A 17,157-nucleotide genomic window follows, 5' to 3' on the forward strand; every position below is an offset into this window, starting at 1 on the left:
GAAACTTCTTCTATTTACCGGTAATGAGCTTTTCCCCTTACCACGGGCATTAGAAACTTCTTCTATTTACCGGTCGTGAGCTTTTTCCCTTACCACGGGCATTAGAAACTTCTTCTATTTACCGGTGGGCTTATTTTCATTGAATCCGGGACATAAATTACCACACTACAAGGACTTTGGCTGTAAGAAATTTTATATATTCTTATCTTTTGAAAAAATAAAGGCTGACTCAAAATAAATGAGTCAGCCTGTTTATATTTGGTAGAAATATTTATACTTCTTCTTCGATATGGTGGTTATCACAGCAATTGCATTTAGAGTATAGTACCGTTACTTTTTCATCTTCAAAATGATCAATAGTAGAGTTACAAGTTTGGCATACAAGTGTACCCATTTGTCCTATCCCCTTTTCATTATTATGTCATGCTATGAAAGCGTTTAAATATCCTTAATTAGATAATAATATATCACATTAATAATTTCAAGCCTAATTTGTATGTCACATTTAAAAAATATCATAAAAAAAAGGCCACTTAAGGCCTATTTTTCATTTCACTATTCATATTGGGTGACAAATGGAATGGAAGGTAGTGTTTCTCTAAAAAATTCAGCTAGATCTGCGGCTTGCTCTTTATCAGGGATACGGAATACAGTTTGAAGGTAATCAATATCTTCAATTTCTTTGGGGTCGAGGAGTGTGGAGCGTCCAGTTTGCATGCAAATCACAAGAGGCTTTCCAAAAAACAAATTGGTATAAATAATTCCAAAGTCATAACGAGTATCTTCAGTAGTGAAGCCGATGAACCTCACTTTTGCATTTTCATGCTCATCATAGAGCTTATCAAATAATTCCATAAGACTCCTCCTTTTAATTAAATATTTAGAATATTATTATAATTCATTTTTAAAAAAATAACAAGAAATGATAACAATTTAATTCTTCTAATTGTTGTCATCACTTTTTATTCAATGCTAGAATAGAAGGGCATATACTACGGACTAATAGGGGGGAATGATGATGGCTGTAAATGCATTTATTAAGCTGGTGCCTTCATCTGCAAAACAAACGATAACCATTGATGAGGTTAAGGAATTATTTTATTATTATAAAAATATTACATCCAAGACAGGTGATCAGGTAAGCTGGCAATTTGGAGAATCTGCCTTTCCTTATGACATCAAAGAAACGGAAGACGGTAAAGGGAAATGGTTCTACCTACAAGCCAATTTAGAACGTTACTATGCCATTCTAATAGGTGTTGATACGGAATCGGTTCAGAATGATGACGGTGTTATTAGAGAACAAACATACATCCAAGTCACTCTTCCTGAACAATCCACTTATGGAGATAAAGGAAAAGCCAATGAATTCTGTAAATTTCTTGCTAAAAAGCTGCAAGGCGAGCTTCATCTTTTTAATGAAAGAATCATGTATTATTACCCAAGAAAATAAAAAGCAACGAAAGGCTCCTATAGGAGCTTTTTTAATGCATAATTTGTGCCATTGTAAAATGAAATGAAGTATATATAACTAAGCTTAATGCGGTAATAAAGAGGGTTTTGCGGACAGATTTTGTGACATAATTTCCTATTAAAAAGGCTAAGTAAAAAAACACAAAAAACATAATGACTTTATAGATGAGTTGATCATGCTTTGAAAGCCATTCAATAAACGTAAATCCGCTCCAAATAATAAACTGTAAAAGCATGACAATATATACCTTCATTTTTATCACCACTCAAATTACAATCTTTCAAACCTCTGGTGTTTTAAGTATATGAATAAAATCGTATCGTACGCTTTTTTTCTCACCTCCAGCTCTTAATTCTTTATATAAATTAAAATTCGCTGCAAAAAATAAAAGTCCTCTCCGTTTTCCGGAAAGGACTTTTATTTTTATTACTTAATGATATGGATTGGGCTGCCAAGGGCAACTTCTGCAGCTTCCATTGTAATTTCTCCAAGTGTTGGGTGAGCATGAATTGTCATCGCTAAGTCTTCAGCTGTCATTCCAGCTTCAATGGCAAGACCAAGTTCAGCAATCATATCAGACGCACTTGCACCAGCAATTTGAGCACCAATTACAAGGCCATCTTCTTTTCGTGTGATTAGTTTTAAGAAACCATCAGCACTGTCAAGAGAAAGCGCACGGCCGTTTGCAGCGAATGGGAATTTAGCAGCAACCACTTCGATGCCTTCTTCTTTTGCTTGACTTTCAGTATATCCTACCTGTGCTAACTCAGGATCAGAGAAGACAACTGCTGGAATACCTAAATAATCAATTTCAGACGGATGACCAGAAATAGCCTCAGCAGCAATTTTAGCTTCATATGATGCCTTATGTGCTAATTGAGGACCAGCAACAACATCACCAATCGCATAAATATTGCTTACGTTTGTTCGACATTGCTTGTCAATTTCAATTAGGCCACGGTCGCTTAACTTCACTCCAGCTCCCTCTAAGCCCATTTCATCAGTGTTTGGACGACGGCCAACCATGACAAAAACATAATCAGCTTCGATTTTCTTTTCTTCGCCTTTTGTTTCAAATGTCACAACAACGCCGTTTTCAGTTTCTTCGACACCTTTGGCAAATGCTTTTGTATAGAATTCCGCACCTTTTTTCTTCATCGTTTTCTTAACAAGAGCAGCCATTTGCTTATCAAATACTCCCATGCCTAAAATTTCATCGGCACCCTCTAAAACAGTTACTTGCGTGCCAAAGTTTGCATAGGCGCCACCAAGTTCGATTCCAATAACACCGCCGCCAATAACAACGATCTTTTCAGGAATTTCATTTAGATTAAGTGCTCCTGTAGAATTTAGAACACGTTTTGAATATTTAAATGCTGGTAATTCAATTGGGCGTGATCCAGTTGCAACGATAGCATTTTTAAACGTATATGTTTGTGCAGATGTTTCATCCATAACACGTAGTGTATTAGCATCAACAAAGTACGCTTCACCACGGACAACGTTCACTTTGTTACCTTTTAGTAATCCTTCAACGCCACCAGTTAATTTCTTAACAACACCAGCTTTGAATTCTTGAACCTTAGAAAAATCAACCTTAACATTTTCAGCTGTAATACCGAAAGAAGCAGAATGTACAGCTGTTTCATAACGGTGACCCGCAGAAATTAAGGCTTTTGAAGGAATACAACCAACATTTAGACATACTCCACCAATATATTCTTTTTCAACGATGGTCACTTTTTGTCCAAGCTGAGCAGCACGGATTGCTGCAACATATCCTCCAGGACCGGAACCGATGACTATAGTATCTGTTTCAATTGGGAAATCTCCAACTACCATTTTTCTTACGCCTCCATTAACAATAGTTCTGGATCGTTCAATAGACGTTTAATATGATTCATTGCGTTTTGTGCTGTCGCACCATCAATCATTCGGTGGTCGAAGCTTAATGATAATGCTAATACAGGAGCCGCAACAATTTCACCATTTCGAACGATTGGTTTTTCTGCAATACGACCTACACCAAGAATAGCCACTTCTGGGTGGTTGATAACTGGTGTAAACCATTGACCGCCGGCAGAACCGATGTTAGAAATTGTGCAAGATGCACCCTTCATTTCATTTGGAGCAAGTTTTCCATCACGAGCTTTTCCAGCCAATTCATTAATTTCATTTGAAATTGTGAAAACTGACTTACGATCAGCATCTTTTACAACTGGAACTAATAGACCTTTTTCAGTATCTGCTGCAATTCCGATGTTGTAGTAATGCTTGTGGATTATTTCATTTGTTGCATCATCAAGAGATGTATTTAAAGCAGGGAACTCTCTTAATGCACTTGTTAATGCTTTTACGATATATGGTAAGAAAGTAAGCTTGATGCCTTTTGCCGCAGCTACTTCTTTGAATTTCTTACGATGTGCAACAAGTTTCGTTACATCGATTTCATCCATAAGAGTTACGTGTGGAGCAGTGTGCTTAGAGTTAACCATTGCTTTTGCAATTGCCTTACGGATACCGCTCATCTTTTCACGTGTTTCTGGATATTCACCTTGTGGAATTGGAGTTGGTGCCGCTGCTGCTGCCTTAGGAGCTTCCGCCACTGCTTCAGCTGCTTGTGGTGCCGCCTGTGGTGCTGCTGCTCCTCCACTTAAGAATGCATCAATATCATTCTTCAAAATACGTCCATTGCTACCTGTTCCTTCTACTAAGGCAATCTGAACACCTTTTTCTCGTGCATATTTACGAACAGATGGCATAGCGATAATACGACGATTTGGGTCTACTTCTACAGCAGGTTGGGCTGCAACTGGCGCTGGTGCTGCCGCTGGTGCAGGTGCTGCTGTTTCTTGCTTCGCTTCTGGTGCAGGCGCTGCTGGTGCTTCTTGTTTCGGTTCGTCATCACCATGGTCGCCTTTGAATTGTAGATTTTCATATCCTGGAGCATCAAATGTTACGAGTACCTGTCCAACTGTCGCTACAGTTCCTTCGCCAACTAATACTTCCAAAACTGTTCCTTCTACTGGAGAAGGGATTTCAACTACTGCTTTATCATTTTGTATTTCGCAAAGTACGTCGTCTTCTTGGACTTTATCGCCTGGTTTGATGAACCATTTTACGATTTCCCCTTCATGAATACCTTCACCGATGTCAGGCATTTTAAATTGGAATGTGGTTGCGGTTGCGCTCACTGGGATTCATCTCCTATAATATATAGATTTCAGTAGATCCTCTTTTTTAGAAAGTTAAAACTTTTTTAGCTGTTTCGATTACGTCTTTATAATTTGGAAGCCATACGGATTCAGCTTGTGAGAATGGATAAATGGTATCTGCAGCAGTAACACGTAATACTGGTGCTTCTAAGCTAAGGATGGCACGATCATTAATCTCAGCTACCACGTTAGCTGCGACCCCAGCTTGTTTTTGTGCTTCTTGAACAACAATGGCACGGCCTGTTTTTTCAACAGAAGCAATAATTGTATCGATATCAAGCGGGCTAATTGTACGTAAATCAACAACTTCTACAGAGTGTCCTTCTTTAGCTAATTCTTCTGCAGCTTTTAATGATTCATGTACCATTGCACCATAAGTAATAATAGATAAATCTGTACCTTCACGTTTTACATCCGCTTTTCCAAGTGGAATTGTATACTCTTCTTCAGGAACTTCCTGACGGAATGCACGATATAATTTTAAATGCTCTAAGAATACAACTGGGTCATTGTCACGAATCGCTGACAATAATAATCCTTTTGCGTCATATGGTGTTGAAGGAACAACAACCTTTAAACCAGGTGTTTGAGCCATTAATCCCTCTAAGCTGTCCGAGTGAAGTTCAGGTGTATGTACCCCTCCACCAAACGGAGAACGAACAGTTATCGGCATATTGTAACGGCCACCAGAACGGTAACGCATACGAGACATTTGTCCAGCAATAGAATCCATTACTTCAAAAACAAATCCGAAGAATTGAATTTCAGGGATTGGACGGAACCCAGTTAAAGCAAGACCAATTGATAACCCACCAATACCAGATTCAGCAAGAGGTGTATCAAACACACGATCTTCGCCAAACTCTTTATGAAGTCCTTCAGTTGCACGAAATACTCCGCCATTAACACCAACGTCTTCTCCAAAAATGAGTGTTTTAGGATCGTTGCGCAACTCAGTTCTTAATGCATCAGTGATTGCTTGAATCATTGTCATTTGAGCCATGACTTACTTCGACTCCTTTGCTTGATAAATTTCATATTGTTCTTTTAGGTTATGAGGCATTTCTTCGTACATAATGGACATTAGGTCGGTTACTTTTTGCTTAGGAGCCGCGTCCGCTTGTTTAATTGCCTCTTTAATATCTTCTTTTGCTTTTTCGATGACTTCGTTTTCTCTTTCTTCGTTCCAAATACCTTTCTTTTCAAGGAACTTACGGAAACGTACTAATGGATCCTTCTTTTCCCACTCATTATCTAGGTCAGAAGTACGGTAGCGAGTAGGGTCATCTCCTGCCATTGTGTGTGGTCCATAACGGTATGTTAAAGTCTCAATTAAAGTAGGTCCTTCACCATTAATTGCACGTTCACGAGCATCACGAGTAGCAGCATAAACAGCAAGTGGGTCCATACCATCAACTTGAATTCCAGGAATACCTGCAGCAACAGCTTTTTGAGCAACAGTTCTAGCTGCTGATTGTTTTTCAACCGGAGTAGAAATTGCAAAACGGTTATTTTGAACAACGAAAATAGCTGGAGCCTTAAATGCACCCGCAAAGTTTAGACCTTCATAGAAATCACCTTGAGAAGCTCCGCCATCACCTGTATACGTAATCGCTACAGATTTTGCACCATTCTTTTTCATACCAAGGGCAACACCTGCAGCTTGGATGATTTGAGCACCAATAATGATTTGTGGAGAAATTACGTTAACACCTTCTGGAATTTGATTTCCTTGGAAGTGTCCACGAGAGAATAAAAATGCTTGGTATAATGGAAGACCATGCCAAATCATTTGAGGAACATCACGATAACCTGGTAGTATAAAGTCTTCTTTTTCTAATGCAAACTGTGTTGCTAATTGAGATGCTTCCTGGCCAGCTGTTGGCACATAGAAACCTAGTCTCCCTTGACGATTTAAAGAAATAGATCTTTGGTCAAGAATTCGTGTATATACCATACGACGCATTAATTCCTGAAGCTGTTCATCTGATAGGTCAGGCATTGCTGCTTCGTTTACAACTTCACCTTCTTCATTAAGAATTTGAAGTGTTTGGAATTGATCTTCTACAGCTTCGAGTGCTTTTTTCGCATTCAGCTGGGCATTCTGAGTTTTAGAAGCCATTTGGGTCACCTCTTCCTTTCTATTCAAAGAAAAAATTTTTAAATAAATCCACTAAGTTAGATTACCCAAAAAACGCACGGGTCATGTTGGCCAAGTTCTTGAAATTGCTAATTGATAGTTTTCACAGAAATGATAAGAAAAAACGAAAAATCTTCCTTATGCCAACAATATATTCTGTATCACTATTTTATGGACCTTTATTGATACAATTATTTAACTCATATATGAGTTTACCTCATTCATTTTCCTTCGTCAAATACTATGTTTTATAATTTTTCACCATCTAGATATTATTAATTTTTTAGGTTGAACAATTATCTGTACCATTAAACAATGCCTTCTGTTATATAAAATTAACACAGAATCACATTTGTTATAATATAGAAAAAATCGGCTTTTACCAGCCGATTTCTTTGATGTATATTATTTATCTGGATTTAGACCCGCTTTTTTATAAAAAGCCAGCTTCTTATCATTGTATTGTTCTGTTAACTTGTTAAAGTTTTCATTTGCTTCAAAGACTTTTTTGTAATTATCATTAAGCTGAACAACCTTTGCTTCTAAATCTTCTAAGGGAATGTCTTTATTCTTAAACATCTCATATAGTTCTTTATCATTTTTTAAAGCCTCAGTATATTCTTTATACAATACCTCATGTGCTTCATATCGTTGAATCATGATATCGTATAGGTCATTGGCTAATTTTGATAACTCTTGATTATCCAAATCGGCTTTAATAACTGCCACTTTCTTAAATTCCTTTTCAGAATCCTTTATGCTGCTTGTTTCTTTTTCCATAAGTGTTTTTCTTTTCTCAGTCAAAATCAGTGCTTTGTCTGAGAGCTTGACAATTTGGTCATATTCTTTCATACCTAGTTTGATTATCTGATCATAAAGAACCTTCTCTTCTTCCTCTAATTTAACCAGGGGATCCTGCTGTTCCTCAAAAACCTTTTCTTTGTTTACAACCTTCTCCAACACATCATACATTTTTTCTTCAGGTGTTTCTTTAGCCAGGCATCCAGATATAATAAAAATGACAGCTATTATAGAAATAAGAAAACGCCATTTGCTTTTAAATAACACTTTACACCCTCCTAATCTCACTCAACTCCTACTATATCGATACTTGGAATATTTGACAATATTGAGCACCATTTAGAGTTGGATATGTATATCTTGAATCAATGATTAACATTTTATCTATTGTTTGATAGACTATGGATACCAATTACTTTTTTGAACACAGGAGTGAAAGTTATGTTAACGATGGAGGATATTATTCGAGATGGCCATCCAACGCTTAGAAAAGTGGCTGCGGAAGTTGTTATGCCGCCATCAGAAGAAGATAAACAAATATTATCCAGTTTACTGGAATACGTTATAAACAGCCAGAATAACGAAATTGCTTCCGAATATGGTTTGCGTCCTGGCATAGGTTTAGCCGCACCACAAATTAATGTTTCCAAACGAATGATTGCGGTGCATGTAACAGATGAAAAAGGTGTGCTCTATAGCTACGCTCTTTTTAATCCAAAGATCGTTAGTCATTCCGTTGAAAAGGCATATCTACAAACAGGTGAAGGTTGTCTCTCAGTGGACGAAGCCAAACCAGGGTTTGTTCCTAGATATGCAAGAATTACAGTGAAAGGCACGAATCTAAATGGCGAAGAAGTTAAAATTCGTCTAAAGGGTTTACCTTCTATTTGTTTTCAACATGAAATCGACCACTTAAACGGAGTTATGTTTTACGACCTTATTGATAAACAAGAGCCATTAAAACCAATTGATGGTGCAACAGCAATTGAACGTTAAAAGATGGCTGACTCAGGTAGAGTCAGCCATCTTTTATTTTATATTAACTGAAGTTCCTTTAATCCGTTCCATATACCATTCTCAGATACATCAGTCGTAATAAGGTCTGCATGGGCCTTAGCCTCTGCTACCCCATTCCCCATTGCCACACCTGTTCCAACAGTTTTTAACATTTCTAAATCATTCATTCCGTCTCCAAATGCATATACATCCTTTAATTCAAAACCTAACCGTTCAATCATTTTTTTAATACCTTCTGCCTTTGATCCTCCCTTTGGTAATACATCAACCGAATAAGGGTGCCATCGGATAAAATTAAAATTCGGATAGTCCACCGCGTATTTCTGTTCCTCTTGTTCCTTACAAAAAAGGAGTGATTGATACATTTTACGATTAACATAAAAATAAGCATCTTCGTCTGGATGTGTAAAATTCAAACTTCCCAAACTTTCTTCAATATAAGGATGATGCTGCACACTTGATTTCATAGTCTTATCGTTCATAAAAACTAATGGATGTTCGTTTGTTTTAGCTTGCTGGTATAGTCTTTCTAATTCTTTTTCATGTAAGGTGTTCTCATATATAATCTCATTCTCAAAGACAACAAATTGCCCATTAAAACTTACGAAAGAGTCAATCTCTAACTCCTCCCGTAAACTCGTGAACATAAACGGGGCTCTGCCTGTAGCAATGGCAACAAAAACTCCGTTAACCTTTAACAGTTGGAGAGCCTTTTTTGTACTGGCAGGAAGATTTTTTTCATGATCAAGCATTGTTCCATCTATATCAAAAAATACAATTTTTTTCATGTAAAAATAACTCCTTTTGATCGAACTATGCTGTGAAGGTTGCGTTTGATTTTTCCTTTGGTTTAATGGTTGAAATATAGACTCCAGCAAAAATGATAAGTAATCCTACCATCATTGAAAGATGAATTTCTTCTTGTAATAAAAAAGTACCCCAAATTATTGCTGAAACTGGTACAAGATAGGTTACAAGCGAGGCAAATTCTGCGCTACCTTCTTTCACTAAATAGTAGTAAAGCAGATAGGCGATTCCCGACCCTAAAACTCCTAGACCAACAAAAGGTCCTAAGGTATTCATATTGACAAAAGTTGAGAGTGAATGCGGCGTCTTAAATAACACTATGATTAAGCTAATCCCAGTAGAGAAAAGTAAAGTAAAGAACGAGGTTTCAAGCACAGATAAATGAGCTAAATATTTTTTAGACAGATGAGAACCAATTCCATAGCATAGAGTTGCACCTGTCATTAAAAGAATTCCGATTACATTTCCTGAATAAATATCCCCAAATTTAAAATCGGATAAAATAAAAATGCCGAGGAAACCAATCATTATTCCAATCCATTGATTTTTTCTCAATGATGAAGAAAAAAAGAAAGCTCCAATGATTAATGTCCATATCGGTGTTGATGCATTAATAATAGATGCCATACCAGAAGTAAGTTTTGTTTCACTTGAACTAATGAGTAGCCATGGTAAGGCATTATTAGCTAATGCTACAAGCAATAATTGAAACCACGGAAGTGTACTTAGTTTCAATTTATTCTTTTTCAATACCACAATTAGTAGCAGAATCATTGACCCAAATAGACATCTGCCAAAAACCACCACCACTGGATCCATAGAAGTTAAAAGCAATTTAATAAATAAAAATGAAGTTCCCCAAATAAGGCTCAATACAGCCAAAGCACTAAATAATTTTCCCATCTCACCATTCTTCCTTCTATTTAATTTATCCCTTTAAAACACTAAACCTTCTATTAATAATTGTCAATTTGTAATTAGTCATGAATCTTCCATGTTTATCCATGAAAAAATATGCGTTTTTAACATATCATAATAGTAAAAAAACCCTTTCTTTTTAAAAACCTTCAATATTCTACCATTGATTGCTTTACATTGGACAAGGATTGTATAAAATAAGAAGTAAGGAGATGATCCACTATGTTAAAGAAGCTCCGGAAAAAGCTCTTAAAACAGTGGAATGATTTGCTTAGAAAGAAATCCATTGCCTAAATTTTTCGAGCCCTTCAAACTTGCGGAGGGCTCCTTCATTATTGTAAATTGTAAAAACAGCGATTCTTTTACTTACTTTTCATATTTAGTCCAAAGGACTGCCAAAGAAAATAAATGAAAAAGATGAAAATGTTTTATATAATAGAAAAAGTTATGACCTAAGTTAGGAGCGATACTGTAATGATATTTAAAGTATATTACCAAAAAAGTATTAATGAAGTACCTGTTAGAGAAAACACAAAAACAATCTTTGTTGAAGGCGAATCGGTTAGAGATGTCCGTACAAAAATTGCTGATCGTGGGTTTAATGTAGAATTTGTACAGGAAGTAAAAGGCGCATTTTTAGAATATGAAAAACAAAATGAAGACTTTAAAGTATTGGAGATTGGATAATTTATGAAATTTGTAAAAAATGATCAAACTGCTGTTTTTGCCTTAGGTGGTTTAGGTGAAATAGGCAAAAATACGTATGCAGTTCAGTTCCAGGATGAAATCATTTTAATTGATGCTGGAATTAAGTTTCCTGAAGATGAGTTATTAGGTATCGATTATGTTATTCCTGATTACACTTACCTTGTTAAAAATGAAGATAAAATAAAAGGCTTATTTGTCACACACGGACATGAGGATCACATTGGTGGGATTCCTTACTTACTTCGTGAGATTAATATTCCTATTTACGGTGGAAAATTGGCATTGGGTTTAATTAAAAATAAATTAGAAGAGCATGGCTTATTAAGAAATGCTAAACTGATTGAAATTAAAGAAGACGATATCATTAAATTCCGCAAAACATCGGTTACTTTTTTCCGTACTACCCACAGTATTCCTGACTCCTATGGTATTGTTGTAAAAACACCTCCTGGTCAAGTCGTTCATACTGGTGATTTTAAATTTGATTTTACCCCTGTTGGAGAACCAGCAAACTTGACTAAAATGGCTGAAATCGGAAAAGAAGGCGTATTATGCTTACTTTCAGATAGTACTAACAGCGAAATACCTGATTTCACGATGTCAGAACGTCGTGTCGGTGAAAGTATTCATGATATTTTCAGAAAAGTAGATGGCCGAATCATTTTCGCTACATTTGCATCTAATATTCACAGACTGCAGCAAGTAGTGGAAGCAGCTGTTGTAAATGGGAGAAAAGTGGCTGTTTTTGGACGGAGTATGGAAGCAGCTATTAACATTGGACTTGAATTAGGGTATATTACTGCGCCTAAGGAAACGTTTATTGAGTCCAATCAAATTAATCGACTTCCTGCAGATAAAGTGACGATCCTTTGTACAGGTAGTCAGGGTGAACCGATGGCAGCACTTTCAAGAATTGCTAATGGTACACACCGCCAAATTCAAATTATTCCTGGGGATACTGTTGTATTTTCTTCATCACCAATTCCAGGGAATACAATCAGTGTAAGCAGAACGATTAATATGCTTTACAGAGCTGGGGCAGAGGTTATCCATGGTAAACTAAGTAATATCCATACTTCTGGTCACGGTGGTCAAGAAGAGCAAAAACTTATGCTTCGTTTAATAAAACCAAAATTCTTCATGCCTATTCACGGTGAATACCGGATGCAAAAAATGCATGCGAAGCTAGCAGTTGATTGTGGCGTTGAAGAAGAGAATTGCTTTATCATGGACAATGGTGAAGTATTAGCCCTTTCTGAAAATACGGCACAGGTTGCTGGGAAAATCCCTTCTGGCTCTGTCTATATTGATGGCAGCGGCGTAGGTGATATAGGAAATATCGTTCTCCGCGATAGAAGAATTCTTTCAGAAGAAGGTTTAGTCGTTGTCGTAGTGAGCATTAATATGAAAGAATTTAAAATTGCCTCAGGACCAGACCTTATTTCTCGTGGATTTGTTTATATGAGAGAATCTGGTGATTTAATTAATGATGCACAGAACTTAATTACTAAACATTTAAATAAGGTTATGGAACGAAAAACAAGCCAATGGTCTGAAATTAAAAATGAAATTACAGACACGTTAGCACCATTCCTTTATGAAAAAACAAAACGTAGACCAATGATTCTTCCAATCATTATGGAAGTATAAGTAATAAAAAAGCTCCAGCCTCTAGGCTGGAGCTTTTTACATTATTCTAGGACCTTCTTTTCAAATCGGTCAATGTCGTTATCGTTTCCTATTACGATTAATACATCATTTAGGTAAATCGTTTCCTTGGCCTGCGGAGAAACAATAATTTCTTCTCCTCTTTTAATGGCAACGATATTTAGTCCATATTTCTTACGAATATCCAAATCAATAATGGTGTGACCACTAAGCTTACCATTAGCAACGATCTCGACTATGCTATGCTCATCAGAAAGTTGTAGATAATCAACCACATTGCTCGAGGCCATATTAGTTGCAATTCGTTTGCCCATATCCCTTTCCGGGTGTACAACATGGTCTGCTCCAATTTTCCTAAGAACTTTTTCATGATAATCATTTTGTGCCTTTGCTGTAACTCTTGATACACCTAACTCCTTTAAAATAAGGGTAGTTAATATACTGGATTGAATATCATCCCCAATTGCTACAATTACATGATCGAAATTACGAATTCCGAGACTTTTTAAGACATTTTCGTCTGTTGTATCTCCAACAACCGCATGGGAAGCAATCATAGCATATTCATTCACTCGCTCTTCATTTGCATCAATAGCCAATACTTCCATTCCTTCATCAGTTAGCGTCCGGCATATACTACCTCCGAACCGTCCTAAGCCTATTACCGCATAACTCTTCTTCATAATATGACTCCCCCGATAACTCATTAATCATGATGGTACTATCATAGCATTCTGGTGCTTGAGAGCGCCACTAATCTTGTCTATCTCGTTTTTTTCTCTGTTTAAAAAATAGTAAACCTAGGAACCCTATTGCTCCCAATACTAAAAGAATAGGTAGGTTTCCAATAATGAAAACAATAACTCCTGACAAGAAAGCTAAAAGCATGTTCGTACTCTTCATAAATTGTTTTTTTGTTTTTTCCCATGTATTTAACTGGTCTTTATTAAGGTCTGGAACGCTCACCTTATTCTCGTAAAAGGTAATTGCGACTGTAGAAAGGGAAGTTTGATTTTCTAGATATTTCATTCTCCCTTCAATAGTTTCAATTTCCTCCTGAACAACGCCTAAATCAGAGGAAATTTTTAATAGATCCTCTGTTTTGGTTGCATTCTTCATAAAAGCTAGGAGTCGTTCTTCAACCACTCTTTTTGATTTTAATCTTGATTCAAGGTCAACATATTCTTCTGTTACATCTTGCCCAGAAATGTTTCTCTGGAGTACTTCTACTGCTTCCCCCTCCGCATCATGTAGAAAGGTCTGAAAATATTTTTGCGGTATTCGGATAACAATCCTTCCGCTTAATTGTTCATTCCCCTCTTTTGCCACGTTGGATTCTGAAATATAGCCTCCATATTTTACTGCTTTTTCTTCCAAACTTTGGACTGTCTTCTCAAATTTCTTTACTCGTAGCTGTAAATCCGCCTGATAAATAACCATTTGACGGGTTACCTCTAGTTTACCAGACTCGTTTGTTTGTTCCCCCTTAGCTTTTTCACCTGATGCATTCATCGTTTCCTCTTGGCTGCCAGATTGAGCAGAGTCCATTACGGCTTTATCTTCATTCATCTTAGCCGATTCACTTTTATCGCTAGAACTACATCCCGCTAGACCAATGCACATAATCAGTAAATAAAAAGGAACCCATTTTATTAACCTTTTCATAACCTTGACACCCCTTTTATATATCGTCTTTGCCAGGCAGATAAATACTGCAGGATCCAGTATTATTAATACGGACGATAAAATGGACACAAGGTTACAACACATCTTACTTATTACTAAAAATATACAAAAAACTGTCCGTTTGAAGAAGCGAACAGTTTTCCATATCTTTTATTCTGTTTTTTCCAGCTCATCTAATACTCGATTTACTCGCTTTTCGAGCATTTTCATTCCACTTCCACCTGCTTGGAAATGTCGAAGTTTACCTTCACGATCGAATACATAGTAGGCAGGAACATATTGATTTTCCAGTGCTTCAGTAAGCTTATGCTCACTATCAACAAAAATCGGTTGAGTGATACCATGTTCAGCCGCTACTTGCTTTATTTCTTCCAGGTTCAAGTCATTTTCAGAACGTGGCATATGAACGGCCACAACATTTAGCTTGTCCTTAAAATCATCACGGAATTGATTTACCTGTGGCATCGCTTCCTTACATAGATGACAACTTATAGACCAGAAATGGATTAATGTTGGTTTCTCGCCAATCAAATCCTCTCTAGTCACTTGTCCGTTTAACCATTCTGTTGCACCTTTTAACTCAGGCATTGGTTCACGTAATTTCATTTGAAAATCCTCCTATTAAAAAGACCTAACACTTTAAAAAGGTTAGGTCTATCTTTTGTTTTGTTAAAAATTAAACATTAAGTGTAGCTTGTCCAGGCTTCCAGTTAGCAGGGCAAAGACCGCCAGTTTGTAATGCTTGAAGAACACGTAGTGTCTCATCCACGTCACGGCCAATGTTGTTGTGGTTAACAACAGAGTACATTAATTCGCCTTCAGGGCTGATGATGAATAATCCACGTAATGCAATACCTTCTTCTTCAATTAGCACTCCATAGTCACGTGCTACAACATGGTTAGTGTCAGCAGCTAGAGGATATTTCAAGTCGCCAAGACCATTTTCTTTGCGATCTGTTTTAATCCATGCAAGGTGAGTATGAATAGTATCAGTTGAAGCACCGATAACTTCCGCATCAAGATCTTCGAACTCATCATAACGATCAGACAATGCTGTGATTTCAGTTGGACATACAAATGTGAAGTCCATTGGATAGAAGAACAATACTGTCCATTTATCATTTTTCATATTTTCTTCAAGACTTACTTTTTTAAATTCTTTGTTTGGCATAACCGCATCCATTTCAAATCGTGGAGCTTGTTTACCTACCATACGTTCTGGCATATCGAATCCCTCCAATAATTAAATTAATTGAAATTGAGTTTATAGCAAGTCTTATTTGCTATCTCTTTGACATTTTCATTATAGGATAAAGACTATTTTGAGTCAATATTAAATTATAATTAATTTAAATAAATATTAATTATTAACTATAACCTAAATCTCCCTTATTAAGTTTTGCCCTATTCGCAATAGAATAAACGACGATATGTAACAATATTCCTTTTATTCTATTTGATTTTATCATGTCTAAACGATAAGTTGAAATAATAAGGCTTGTACTACAGACAACTTTCGTTTCCTTTAAACTCGATATATGTCGTCATAGCTTTTACTGCTACATCGATTGCACTTTCATTCGGATTTAATTTGGAATGATGTAAACCGAATGGTGAGTCTACACCAAGCCAAAACATCAGCCCAGGAATTTCCTTGAGCATATAACCAAAGTCTTCACCCGTCATCGCTTCCTTACATTCAACCACACGGATTTCAGTCTCTTTTTTGATGATTTCAATGAATTCATCTGTAATTGACTCATTATTATTTACTTGATAATACATGGCACCATAATCAATTACGGCTTTACAGTCAAAGCCTGTTTCGATTCCTTTTACCAACGCTTCTATACGTTGTTTCACCTTTCGCATCGATTCTGGTGACAATGTCCGAATAGTCCCTTCAAGCCTAGCTTTCTCTGCAATAATATTTTGAACCGTTCCCCCTGTAATCTTTCCTACTGTTACCACAGCACTATCTAATGGGTCCACATTTCTTGAGATAATCGTTTGCAGCTGATTAACCAGCATGCACGCAGCAACAACCATATCATTTGTTTGGTGTGGATAAGCAGCATGACCTCCCTTTCCAATTAGGTCAATGAACAATTCTGAGGTATTTGCAAATAATAACCCAGACTTTAATGCAATCGTTCCTACAGGATACTCTGGAGCTATATGAAGAGCAAAAATCATATCCGGTTTCCATTCCTGCATAATGTCCGAATTCAACATTGGTTCTGCCCCTCCAGGACCTTCCTCGGCAGGTTGAAAAACAAACAAAAGATTATCATTAATTGGCTTCCGGATAAAATGAGTCAACACTCCGATAGCAATGCTCATGTGGAAATCATGACCGCAGGCATGCATATTTGAATCGTGTTTAGAGGAAAAAGATAATCCTGTTTCCTCACTTATTGGAAGACCATCAATGTCCGTCCGGTATCCAATCGTTTTTTGAGGATTTAACCCATGGATCATGACAAATAACCCTGTCTTCCACTCCTTAATAGTTAGCCGTTCCTGTGGCAAAGACTTTAGATAAGACAACAAATAAGCCTGTGTCTTAAACTCCTGAAAACCAAGTTCAGGAATTTGATGTAAATCACGTCGGATTTTAATTAATTCATTCACTACCTTCACCCTCTTCTCTCCTATAAAACAAGCGTGGAGAAGCTCCACGCTTTGTTTTGTTCGTAAATAATAAGAAAGTATAAAATTCG

General features: G+C 36.7%; 19 protein-coding genes. 4 read left to right on the plus strand and 15 right to left on the minus strand.

Annotation, left to right across the window (positions count from 1 at the left end; translation table 11 throughout):
* Nucleotides 1-271: 271 nt before the first annotated feature.
* Nucleotides 272-394, minus strand: coding sequence for a GapA-binding peptide SR1P (locus tag ABES03_RS07120; protein WP_307289124.1), 123 nt, complete (start codon nt 392-394; stop codon nt 272-274).
* Between the two features lie 161 nt (nt 395-555).
* Complete coding sequence (locus ABES03_RS07125; RefSeq protein ID WP_430116379.1) at nt 556-855, minus strand: DUF3055 domain-containing protein; 300 nt, start codon at nt 853-855, stop codon at nt 556-558.
* A gap of 163 nt (nt 856-1,018) precedes the next feature.
* Here ABES03_RS07125 and ABES03_RS07130 point away from each other — a divergent pair, with 163 nt between their 5' ends.
* A complete protein-coding gene (locus ABES03_RS07130; RefSeq protein WP_430116380.1) occupies nt 1,019-1,453 on the plus strand; it encodes a DUF1885 family protein in 435 nt (144 codons plus the stop codon).
* 31 nt (nt 1,454-1,484) lie between these two features.
* Here the strand turns inward: ABES03_RS07130 and ABES03_RS07135 are convergent, their stop codons facing one another.
* The 6 genes from ABES03_RS07135 to ABES03_RS07160 form a co-directional block, all read right to left on the minus strand.
* Nucleotides 1,485-1,727: a hypothetical protein gene (locus tag ABES03_RS07135; protein WP_430116382.1), complete on the minus strand. Its 243-nt coding sequence runs from the start codon at nt 1,725-1,727 to the stop codon at nt 1,485-1,487.
* A gap of 173 nt (nt 1,728-1,900) precedes the next feature.
* Complete coding sequence (gene lpdA / locus ABES03_RS07140) at nt 1,901-3,316, minus strand: dihydrolipoyl dehydrogenase (RefSeq protein WP_430116384.1); 1,416 nt, start codon at nt 3,314-3,316, stop codon at nt 1,901-1,903.
* A 5-nt stretch (nt 3,317-3,321) separates the two neighbouring features.
* The gene (locus tag ABES03_RS07145; RefSeq protein WP_430116405.1) at nt 3,322-4,635 is read right to left on the minus strand and encodes a dihydrolipoamide acetyltransferase family protein; all 1,314 of its coding nucleotides are present in this window, start codon (nt 4,633-4,635) and stop codon (nt 3,322-3,324) included.
* A gap of 79 nt (nt 4,636-4,714) precedes the next feature.
* Entirely contained in the window at nt 4,715-5,692 is a 978-nt protein-coding gene (locus tag ABES03_RS07150; RefSeq protein ID WP_430116385.1) for an alpha-ketoacid dehydrogenase subunit beta, read from the minus strand.
* A 3-nt stretch (nt 5,693-5,695) separates the two neighbouring features.
* Nucleotides 5,696-6,811 carry a pyruvate dehydrogenase (acetyl-transferring) E1 component subunit alpha gene (gene pdhA, locus ABES03_RS07155; protein ID WP_430116387.1) on the minus strand — a complete coding sequence of 372 codons (1,116 nt, stop codon included), beginning with the start codon at nt 6,809-6,811 and terminating at the stop codon, nt 5,696-5,698.
* A gap of 423 nt (nt 6,812-7,234) precedes the next feature.
* On the minus strand, nt 7,235-7,897 hold the full coding sequence (locus tag ABES03_RS07160; RefSeq protein ID WP_430116389.1) for a YkyA family protein: 663 nt from the start codon (nt 7,895-7,897) through the stop codon (nt 7,235-7,237).
* A gap of 174 nt (nt 7,898-8,071) precedes the next feature.
* Between ABES03_RS07160 and def the strand changes: the two genes are divergently transcribed.
* A complete protein-coding gene (gene def, locus ABES03_RS07165) occupies nt 8,072-8,626 on the plus strand; it encodes a peptide deformylase (RefSeq protein WP_430116392.1) in 555 nt (184 codons plus the stop codon).
* Between the two features lie 38 nt (nt 8,627-8,664).
* On the opposite strand, the gene ABES03_RS07170 is transcribed toward def, so the two are convergent.
* On the minus strand, nt 8,665-9,435 hold the full coding sequence (locus ABES03_RS07170) for a Cof-type HAD-IIB family hydrolase (RefSeq protein WP_430116393.1): 771 nt from the start codon (nt 9,433-9,435) through the stop codon (nt 8,665-8,667).
* A 25-nt stretch (nt 9,436-9,460) separates the two neighbouring features.
* Nucleotides 9,461-10,357: a DMT family transporter gene (locus ABES03_RS07175; protein WP_430116394.1), complete on the minus strand. Its 897-nt coding sequence runs from the start codon at nt 10,355-10,357 to the stop codon at nt 9,461-9,463.
* Between the two features lie 489 nt (nt 10,358-10,846).
* Here ABES03_RS07175 and ABES03_RS07180 point away from each other — a divergent pair, with 489 nt between their 5' ends.
* Complete coding sequence (locus ABES03_RS07180) at nt 10,847-11,059, plus strand: DNA-dependent RNA polymerase subunit epsilon (RefSeq protein ID WP_430116395.1); 213 nt, start codon at nt 10,847-10,849, stop codon at nt 11,057-11,059.
* A gap of 3 nt (nt 11,060-11,062) precedes the next feature.
* Entirely contained in the window at nt 11,063-12,730 is a 1,668-nt protein-coding gene (gene rnjA, locus ABES03_RS07185) for a ribonuclease J1 (protein ID WP_430116396.1), read from the plus strand.
* Between the two features lie 41 nt (nt 12,731-12,771).
* Here the strand turns inward: rnjA and ABES03_RS07190 are convergent, their stop codons facing one another.
* From ABES03_RS07190 to ABES03_RS07210, 5 genes are all read right to left on the minus strand, one after another.
* Nucleotides 12,772-13,431: a potassium channel family protein gene (locus tag ABES03_RS07190; protein ID WP_430116398.1), complete on the minus strand. Its 660-nt coding sequence runs from the start codon at nt 13,429-13,431 to the stop codon at nt 12,772-12,774.
* Nucleotides 13,432-13,501: 70 nt separating this feature from the next.
* The gene (locus ABES03_RS07195) at nt 13,502-14,413 is read right to left on the minus strand and encodes a DUF4349 domain-containing protein (protein WP_430116399.1); all 912 of its coding nucleotides are present in this window, start codon (nt 14,411-14,413) and stop codon (nt 13,502-13,504) included.
* Nucleotides 14,414-14,584: 171 nt separating this feature from the next.
* On the minus strand, nt 14,585-15,040 hold the full coding sequence (locus tag ABES03_RS07200; protein ID WP_430116400.1) for a TlpA disulfide reductase family protein: 456 nt from the start codon (nt 15,038-15,040) through the stop codon (nt 14,585-14,587).
* Nucleotides 15,041-15,110: 70 nt separating this feature from the next.
* Nucleotides 15,111-15,659 carry a peroxiredoxin gene (locus ABES03_RS07205; protein ID WP_430116401.1) on the minus strand — a complete coding sequence of 183 codons (549 nt, stop codon included), beginning with the start codon at nt 15,657-15,659 and terminating at the stop codon, nt 15,111-15,113.
* Between the two features lie 278 nt (nt 15,660-15,937).
* Entirely contained in the window at nt 15,938-17,077 is a 1,140-nt protein-coding gene (locus tag ABES03_RS07210; RefSeq protein WP_430116403.1) for an N-acetyldiaminopimelate deacetylase, read from the minus strand.
* Nucleotides 17,078-17,157: the final 80 nt, after the last annotated feature.

Source organism: Neobacillus rhizosphaerae (genome assembly GCF_050477885.1).
Classification (GTDB): domain Bacteria; phylum Bacillota; class Bacilli; order Bacillales; family Cytobacillaceae; genus Neobacillus; species Neobacillus rhizosphaerae_A.

Excerpts from the sequence above, each read along its gene's own strand:
- ABES03_RS07175 (WP_430116394.1), bottom strand. The coding sequence starts at position 10,357 with ATGGGAAAATTATTTAGTGCTTTGGCTGTATTGAGCCTTATTTGGGGA.
- ABES03_RS07150 (WP_430116385.1), bottom strand. The coding sequence starts at position 5,692 with ATGGCTCAAATGACAATGATTCAAGCAATCACTGATGCATTAAGAACT.
- ABES03_RS07135 (WP_430116382.1), bottom strand. The coding sequence starts at position 1,727 with ATGAAGGTATATATTGTCATGCTTTTACAGTTTATTATTTGGAGCGGA.
- ABES03_RS07170 (WP_430116393.1), bottom strand. The coding sequence starts at position 9,435 with ATGAAAAAAATTGTATTTTTTGATATAGATGGAACAATGCTTGATCAT.
- pdhA (WP_430116387.1), bottom strand. The coding sequence starts at position 6,811 with ATGGCTTCTAAAACTCAGAATGCCCAGCTGAATGCGAAAAAAGCACTC.
- ABES03_RS07130 (WP_430116380.1), top strand. The coding sequence starts at position 1,019 with ATGGCTGTAAATGCATTTATTAAGCTGGTGCCTTCATCTGCAAAACAA.
- ABES03_RS07200 (WP_430116400.1), bottom strand. The coding sequence starts at position 15,040 with ATGAAATTACGTGAACCAATGCCTGAGTTAAAAGGTGCAACAGAATGG.
- ABES03_RS07205 (WP_430116401.1), bottom strand. The coding sequence starts at position 15,659 with ATGCCAGAACGTATGGTAGGTAAACAAGCTCCACGATTTGAAATGGAT.
- lpdA (WP_430116384.1), bottom strand. The coding sequence starts at position 3,316 with ATGGTAGTTGGAGATTTCCCAATTGAAACAGATACTATAGTCATCGGT.
- ABES03_RS07190 (WP_430116398.1), bottom strand. The coding sequence starts at position 13,431 with ATGAAGAAGAGTTATGCGGTAATAGGCTTAGGACGGTTCGGAGGTAGT.
- def (WP_430116392.1), top strand. The coding sequence starts at position 8,072 with ATGTTAACGATGGAGGATATTATTCGAGATGGCCATCCAACGCTTAGA.
- ABES03_RS07120 (WP_307289124.1), bottom strand. The coding sequence starts at position 394 with ATGGGTACACTTGTATGCCAAACTTGTAACTCTACTATTGATCATTTT.
- ABES03_RS07145 (WP_430116405.1), bottom strand. The coding sequence starts at position 4,635 with ATGCCTGACATCGGTGAAGGTATTCATGAAGGGGAAATCGTAAAATGG.
- ABES03_RS07125 (WP_430116379.1), bottom strand. The coding sequence starts at position 855 with ATGGAATTATTTGATAAGCTCTATGATGAGCATGAAAATGCAAAAGTG.
- ABES03_RS07180 (WP_430116395.1), top strand. The coding sequence starts at position 10,847 with ATGATATTTAAAGTATATTACCAAAAAAGTATTAATGAAGTACCTGTT.
- rnjA (WP_430116396.1), top strand. The coding sequence starts at position 11,063 with ATGAAATTTGTAAAAAATGATCAAACTGCTGTTTTTGCCTTAGGTGGT.
- ABES03_RS07195 (WP_430116399.1), bottom strand. The coding sequence starts at position 14,413 with ATGAAAAGGTTAATAAAATGGGTTCCTTTTTATTTACTGATTATGTGC.